Here is a 6,375-nt window from a genome sequence, read left to right as displayed (position 1 = left end):
GCATCGTGTTGGGGTTTACCCCCGCTTGAACGGCTAGGTCGCGCACCGATGCGACCTTCTCTCCCGGGGCGAGCCTACCACCCGCAACGTCAGACTTGATGCGCACGGCAATCTGCCGCCAGATGGGCGAACCGTCCGCAAAGTCCCATGGCACAGGCATCACCTTATTGTCTTATTGTATTACTTAAATAGTACAATAAGACAATAGCGAGGGCCCGTCAAGCAAAATTTCGTTGAGGACTCAGGTTGTGCTGGCATATATCGTTCGCAGGATCACCGTCGCCCGGTACGCCGCCAGGCAACCGCGACCCGGACGCGACTGTCAAGGCCGAGCCTGGAGATGATGCGGGAGACGGAGCGCTTGACCGAGGCGGGCTCTATGGACATGCGCTCGGCGATCTCGGCATTGGAGAGCCCCTCGGCAACGAGGGACGCGATCTGAAGCTCACGTGGGGGGGCAACTGCGAGAACAGGTCGATACCGTGCCTGGAATGGCATGCGCGATGACCTCCCTCGTCACGCGCGGTGAGAGGACCGATGGGGCGGCGGGGCTTGTGCCGTCCTCAGCCTACCAGTTTGCGCTTCCCCTAGAGCAGGTGGGATTTGCCCTCATGGGTGCACTCGTGGTCTACATGGACGAAACCGGGGGAATGGCCACGTCGCTCCTGGCGGTCCCGCGTCGAGGTAGGCTGCTCGCCGCATGTTCTCTCGCCCATGCGCCGCCCGCGTGCCAGGAGGCAGGACTCTCCTCCCTCGTGCAGATGAGGAGCTCATTGTCCCTGCGCCGGTATCCGTCCGGCTCATTGCCCCCCATCGCGGCTTCCGCGCCCGTCCGGCCCTCTGCGGGAATGCGGGGCGCTATCGCCGGAGGCGACGAGGACGGTGTTCCGCTGGACCCACTCCACGAGCTCAAATCGGGCGATGAACATCCCGCGGGCCCTGTGCGCGAGCCGTCGGAACGGGAGGGGATCGCCCGGCCTCCCGGCGAGCCGGCGCACCTCGTTCTCCCCGATTCCCAGCAGGGCCGAGACGTCGGCGACGCTGTAGTAGTCCTTAAGGGGGATGTGGCCCCGGCTCCTGTTCGCAGCGGGCATGGCCGCCTCACCTCTTCTGCTTGACTGTCTCGCAAGCGGCAAGGTGGTGGCGGCTGGTTCCCCTGTTCTGGGTGCATCGCCTCCGAGCGGTGGGGCAGTTGCGCGCGATTCGTCTCGGCGGGCAATCGACCGGGGGCCATCGCGATGCCGCCTCGCGGTCGATTGCCCGGGCGTCTCCCGGGCGTGGTGGGCGGTCGGCCCGGGCACGTCCGCCCCGTCGCGCAAGCAAACCGCCCCGCCGGGAGCGATGGAATCGCTTCTCCGGGGGGCGGTTTCCCTACGTAGGCCTTCTCTGTCCGGCTAGGCGTCTACCTCTTCGAATGGCGCGCGCGTCCGGCGGCGCTGCCGTCCGGCTCCGCCGTCAACCTGCGGCGGGCGGCAAGCCCGGCCGCCCCCGCAGCGAGGGCGGCTGCCAGAAGGGCGATCGGAGCCACGGTGTCGTCGCCGGTCTTAGGGAACAGGGACGAGGCCCCGCCGTGCTTGCCCTGGGACGGGCCGCCGGGGGTGCCGGGGGTCTCGTCCTTGGTGTTGGTCACCGTGAAGCCGGAGGTCGCGTCACCGGTGATCGCCGCCGTGTAGCCCTCGGGCACGCCGACCTCCTGCACGGTGTAGGCAACGTCCTTGCCGTTGGATTTCTGGGCGAGGCCGGTCCACGTGTAGGACCACTGATTGTCGCCCCTCAGCTCGACAGCGTCGCCGGAGGCCTGGCCGTCGGCGTAGAGCTGCACCTTGATGGCATCCGGGCGGATGCCATCCTGGTCGCCGGCGTCGTCCCATGTCTTGGAGACCGTGACGGACGTCTGGCCCGGCGTGTGCGTGTTGGTGATGTCGGTGCCGGAGACCGTAGTCGAGTAGCCGTTGACCTGGTTCTCGGTCACGGTGTAGGCGATCTCTTTGCCGTTGTCGTCGTATTTGGGAAGGCCGGTGAACGAATACGCTCAGCCGTCGTCCGCCTTCACGGTCTTCGAGTCCTTCTGGGCGCCGTTCGCAAGTAGGTTCACGGTGATGGACCCGGGGCGCGCTCCGTCCTGATCGTTCGCGTCGTCCCAGGTCTTGGTCCCGGAGACGTCCACGGTCTCGGTGCTAGTGTTGGTGATGGTGTACCCAGAGGTCGCGTCGCCGGAGACGGCGGAATCGTAGTTCGCCACCGGGTCCTCGGAGACGGTGTAGGCTATCTCGGTGCCGGAGCCCGCCTGGTACTTGCGCAGCCCGTCGAAGCTGCCCTTCCAGCCGTTGCCGGAGGAGAGGGTCACCGTCTTGCCGGTGTCCGCTCCGTCCGCGAGCAGGTGCACGGTGACGGAGGAGCCCTCGGGGCCGACCCAACTCTTGGCTACGTTGACGCTAGTCATCGTAGGCGTGTCCTTGACAGTCTGGACTGCCCCGCCATCGGGACTGACCGTGAGCGTGTACTCTTGGTCATTCAGCAGATAGCCTGTAGGCGCCGTCTTTTCCTTCACCTTGTAGGTGCCGGAGGTCAGGGTGCCAGAGGTCACGGTGCCGTCAGCACCAGTAGTAAGATCGAACGTGGAGCCGTCAGAGGCAGTCACGGTGAATACTGCCCCAGCGAGCACGACGGAGGAGTCGTCTGCGTCCACCTTGATGAGCTTGATCTTGTTGGCGAGGGTGCCGCCGCCCGAGCCGCCCGATTCGGCGGAGTGGTAGGACGAAGAGACGACCTTGCTCTCCTGGTTCGTGGAGCTGAGCGTGAGGTTGTTCTTCAGAGTCGTCCCGGGCGTGTAGGTGGTCTTGTAGGAGAGACGGTACTGGGTGCCGTCGACGTCGCCGAGGTTGATGGTGAAGGACTTGTTGTCGGGGGCGACCGTCAGCTTGTCGCTAAGGTCTATCTGCTCGATCCACTCGAGAACGCCCCCCGTAGAGTCCATTGTGACGCGCCACAGCTCGAAGCTGTCGGGAATGTAGGTCTCGTTCCCGGCCCCCTCGGACAGGTGGTCGGTGAGCACCACGTTCTTGAGGCTGGACTTCATGTGGTTGATGCGAGCGCCCCATTCGACCTGGCCGGCGTTGGCCCCGTCCTTGCCGCTCCACTTGTTGAGAACCTCGTCATGGAGCTTCGGGGATCCGTTGATTTTGATGGTAATTGGGGTGACCACCCCGTTGACCGTCACGCTGAAGGTGTTGTCCTCGTCGAGCTTCACCTTGGACTCGTAGAACTTCGCAGCCAGCCTGATCGACCCCTTGACGTTCTCCTTGCCCTCGACCCAGTCCGTGAATGTCACGCGCACCGTGCCGCCCGCGTCGTTGGCGCCCGGCGCGACGTGGGCCTTGGCGATCACGGCAGAGCCGTCTGGGCCGATGATGTCGAAGTCGCTCGCAGTCGTGTCGGACGGGAACCTCATGTTGTCGGGGAGCGTTATGTCGAAGTAGTCGCCCTCGTGCAGGTTGGCACCGTTCTGGCTCGCGTCCCAGTCCATCGTCAGGTAGAACGTGTCGAAGGTATGCATCACCCCGCCGGCACTGCCGTCGAGGTGCGTGATTGTCAGATTAGTGACGGTCGCGGCGACCGCCTTGGCAGTTCCAGGGGCGCGCAGAGGTGCCCTCGCAGCTGCGGGGGCGGGGACGTCGGCAGCCGATTCCTCGGTCGGGCTGCCCCTGGTGCCGTTCGCCTGAGACTCGCCGGCAGCCGTCGGTTCGTCCGCCGGGGCCGGGACGGCCTGCGAGGCCTCTCCGGGGTCGGAGGCGGCCCCCTGCTCGCCCTGCTCCCGCGCGACGGCCGAGGTGACCTGCGACTCGTCCGCCGCCTGGCCGGAGGCGGCGGGCTCCTGCGAGGCCGTTGCCGACGTCGAGACCTGCCCGCCGCCGTCGGCCGCCAGCGCCTGCATCGCCCTCCCGGGCACGCAGATGCTGAGCGCGAGCACCACGCTCATGATGCAGCATAATTTCTTTCTCATCGTGTTCCTTTCCGTCCTTTCGCCGTTTCGGTCGGCTCTGGGCATAAAAACCTACAAATTTACAGGAAAAACTTTACCCCCCCCCCGAAAACGCAAGCTAAATCCGATTGTCAGCAAGCAGCCTATCTTGTGCGCACAACGCACGAGACAGCTCTTGCCGGCACCGGGAGCCGCGCCCATCGCGCTGCCGCTTCGATGGTGCGTCGCCCCACCCGGATGCCGAGTGGCGGGAGCACGCGCGCGTGCGCGATACGCTCCCTTGCGGGGGATACCCCGCGCCCCTGGGAAGCCCGGACGACCGCCCGGGCAAGACGCGCCGCCTCTCGGCGCCTAGGGGAACCATGGAGAGATACGACAGGCGCCTGCACGTGCGCGTTGGCCAAGCGGACATCGAGCGCGCGCAAGCACTCGCAAGCACGCTGAACATCACCACGTCCGCACTCGTGAGGCTGCTCCTGCAGCTGCCAGCCGAGGACGTGGAGGCACGCCGCCACGTGGTGCTTGACCTCACCTGCGCGAACCGCCTCTACCGCGAGCTCAACCAGTGGGGCTACCAGCAGAACCAGGCATCCCGCGCCCTGAACCGCATCGCCTACTACCTCAAACGAGAGGCCATGGACGCCTCCGACGTCCTGGAGGAGCTTTCCTCAGTGGAGCGGCAGCTGGAGCACCTGCACGAGAGGACGGGCGAGCTTGCCAATCCCGTGCGCAAGGTAGCGGAGTCTCGCCCGCTCTTCCTGTAGGTGCGCCCATGCCGTTGCTCAAGCCCGTATCCGGTCACACGTCCTGCAAGGGCGCCTACCGCTACCTCACCGAGGACGGGCGAGCTCTCGCCTCCGACTACCTGAACCTCGACGCTCCCGAGCAAGAGAACGCCGCCTTCGACTGGGCGGCGGCGATGGACGACACGCGCACGCTCACGTTATCGTGAACAACACCAACATCGTCACGGGCCGGCGCCTTCGGGACCCCGACCCCAAGGAGCTCAAGCACTCCCTGCAGCACATGGCCAAGGAGCGCGGGCTCTCGGACCTCGACAGCGCCGAGGAGAAGGCGTCCGTGCGCGGGCGCATGCGCCCCCGCACGCTGCAGGCAGAGCATGTGCGCCGCGCGGAGCGAGAGATCGCCGAGAAGGGCGGCTACTCCTGGGTGGCGGACATCCGCGCCCGCATCCGCGTTGCGCGCTCCGCCACGAGGAGCGAAGACGAGTTCAGGGGGCTCCTCAAGAGCCTGGGCGTGGGGATCGAGGACAACTCCACCAAGGCAAGACGCCGCGACTGGATCTTCTCGCTTTCCGGGCACCCCACCTGGCACGTCTCGGGCGAGAGCCTGGGGCTCGGCTACGGGCGCGAGTCGCTCATGCGCGGCTTCTCGCTGGGTGCGGCAGGGCACCTCGCGGACGCAGGCGAGCGCAGAGTCGCGGAGCTCGCGCGCTCCGCCGTGGAGCTCGGCGACCTCTCCGAGTTGGAAAGGCTCTCCGAGGCGCTTGCGTGGCTCAAGGGCAACAGCATCCGCACGACAGCGGACCTCGCCGCTAAGGGCGCGGGCAACCCAGATATGGCCGCCTACGTGCAGGGCCTCGGCATCCTCAAGGACCGCAGCGCAGAGCGGCGGCACGCACCGAAGCCATCGAAGCCCTTCTCCCGTACCCAAGGCGCGAGCGCACAGCGCAGCAACGCCCCAGAACACGTAAGCGAGCACCAGCGCACACGCCAGCGCGACGACGGAAGGGAAAGCCAGCGATGATCGTGAAGACCTACTACCAGGGCGGGCGAATGGACGCGTTCGACACCGCCAACCTCACCGACGCGAGCATGTACCGCGGAAACGTCGTCACCAACTGGTCGCTCGACCTCTCCGGCGCCATGCGCGAGGGCGGCATGCTGCTCCTCTCCATGCGCTGGTACCCCGCGCCGGGGCAGGACGCGCCCGCCGGGCCGGAGGGCCTCCCCATAGCCCGCAGGCGCGACGGGCTCTGCGTCGTCGTGGCGGACAGCGAGGACGTGCCGCGGCTCTCCATGGTGACGGTGGACAGCGAGCTCGCGCCCCTGCGCGTGGGAGACGGCCTCGTGGGCTGCAACCGCCTCGCATGGGCGTCGCGCATCGCCGACGGCCTGCCCGCCCAGGCGGTCTCGGCGCATCGCGCGCTCAACATGCTCGTAGGCGATGATGCAGACGGAATCGAGATAGAGGCCGAGGTCTGCCGTCTGATGGGCTTCGGCCCCGCAACGTATGCGCTTGTGGAAAATCTGACAGCGGATTCAGCGGAGAGCGATACCGAGGAAAGCCGGTTCTGAGCGCCATTCCAGCACTTCTGCCATAATGGGGTGCGGTGTCGCTTCCTAAAAGCAGCGCCCGCAAAGATAAAAACG

At 66.5% G+C, this 6,375-nt stretch carries 7 protein-coding genes and 1 pseudogene; 4 read left to right on the top strand and 4 right to left on the bottom strand.

Translation table 11 applies throughout. The annotated features are described in order from the left end of the window. Positions 1–273: 273 nt before the first annotated feature. From NOV21_RS11365 to NOV21_RS06420, 4 genes and pseudogenes are all read right to left on the bottom strand, one after another. Positions 274–498, bottom strand: a complete 225-nt coding sequence (locus NOV21_RS11365) for a response regulator transcription factor (RefSeq protein WP_428978408.1) — start codon at positions 496–498, stop codon at positions 274–276. Between the two features lie 302 nt (positions 499–800). Beyond that, entirely contained in the window at positions 801–1,094 is a 294-nt protein-coding gene (locus tag NOV21_RS06430; protein WP_283171708.1) for a helix-turn-helix domain-containing protein, read from the bottom strand. A gap of 308 nt (positions 1,095–1,402) precedes the next feature. Beyond that, positions 1,403–1,630, bottom strand: a complete 228-nt coding sequence (locus NOV21_RS06425) for an LPXTG cell wall anchor domain-containing protein (protein ID WP_283171788.1) — start codon at positions 1,628–1,630, stop codon at positions 1,403–1,405. Beyond that, positions 1,631–3,556 (bottom strand): annotated as a pseudogene (locus NOV21_RS06420) (Cna B-type domain-containing protein); the annotation flags it as partial. A 788-nt stretch (positions 3,557–4,344) separates the two neighbouring features. Between NOV21_RS06420 and NOV21_RS06415 the strand changes: the two are divergent. The 4 genes from NOV21_RS06415 to NOV21_RS06400 are packed head-to-tail and all read left to right on the top strand — an operon-like array spanning position 4,345 to position 6,300. Beyond that, entirely contained in the window at positions 4,345–4,746 is a 402-nt protein-coding gene (locus NOV21_RS06415; protein WP_283171709.1) for a hypothetical protein, read from the top strand. Positions 4,747–4,754: 8 nt separating this feature from the next. After that, complete coding sequence (locus NOV21_RS06410) at positions 4,755–4,934, top strand: hypothetical protein (RefSeq protein ID WP_283171710.1); 180 nt, start codon at positions 4,755–4,757, stop codon at positions 4,932–4,934. Next, positions 4,931–5,749 (top strand): relaxase family protein, encoded by an 819-nt coding sequence (locus NOV21_RS06405; RefSeq protein ID WP_283171711.1) that lies wholly within the window; start codon positions 4,931–4,933, stop codon positions 5,747–5,749. Before NOV21_RS06410 ends, NOV21_RS06405 begins: the two co-directional genes overlap by 4 nt. Further along, positions 5,746–6,300 carry a hypothetical protein gene (locus NOV21_RS06400; RefSeq protein WP_283171787.1) on the top strand — a complete coding sequence of 185 codons (555 nt, stop codon included), beginning with the start codon at positions 5,746–5,748 and terminating at the stop codon, positions 6,298–6,300. Before NOV21_RS06405 ends, NOV21_RS06400 begins: the two co-directional genes overlap by 4 nt. The last annotated feature ends 75 nt before the right edge of the window (positions 6,301–6,375 follow it).

Origin of the sequence: Curtanaerobium respiraculi (genome assembly GCF_024609215.1) — a bacterium.
GTDB classification, from domain to species: domain Bacteria; phylum Actinomycetota; class Coriobacteriia; order Coriobacteriales; family Eggerthellaceae; genus Curtanaerobium; species Curtanaerobium respiraculi.
This window is presented reverse-complemented; position numbering and strand designations above follow the sequence as displayed.

What these genes read in the sequence shown, in the direction of transcription:
- NOV21_RS11365 (WP_428978408.1), bottom strand. Translation starts at nt 498, where the DNA reads ATGCCATTCCAGGCACGGTATCGACCTGTTCTCGCAGTTGCCCCCCCA.
- NOV21_RS06430 (WP_283171708.1), bottom strand. Translation starts at nt 1,094, where the DNA reads ATGCCCGCTGCGAACAGGAGCCGGGGCCACATCCCCCTTAAGGACTAC.
- NOV21_RS06415 (WP_283171709.1), top strand. Translation starts at nt 4,345, where the DNA reads ATGGAGAGATACGACAGGCGCCTGCACGTGCGCGTTGGCCAAGCGGAC.
- NOV21_RS06410 (WP_283171710.1), top strand. Translation starts at nt 4,755, where the DNA reads ATGCCGTTGCTCAAGCCCGTATCCGGTCACACGTCCTGCAAGGGCGCC.
- NOV21_RS06400 (WP_283171787.1), top strand. Translation starts at nt 5,746, where the DNA reads ATGATCGTGAAGACCTACTACCAGGGCGGGCGAATGGACGCGTTCGAC.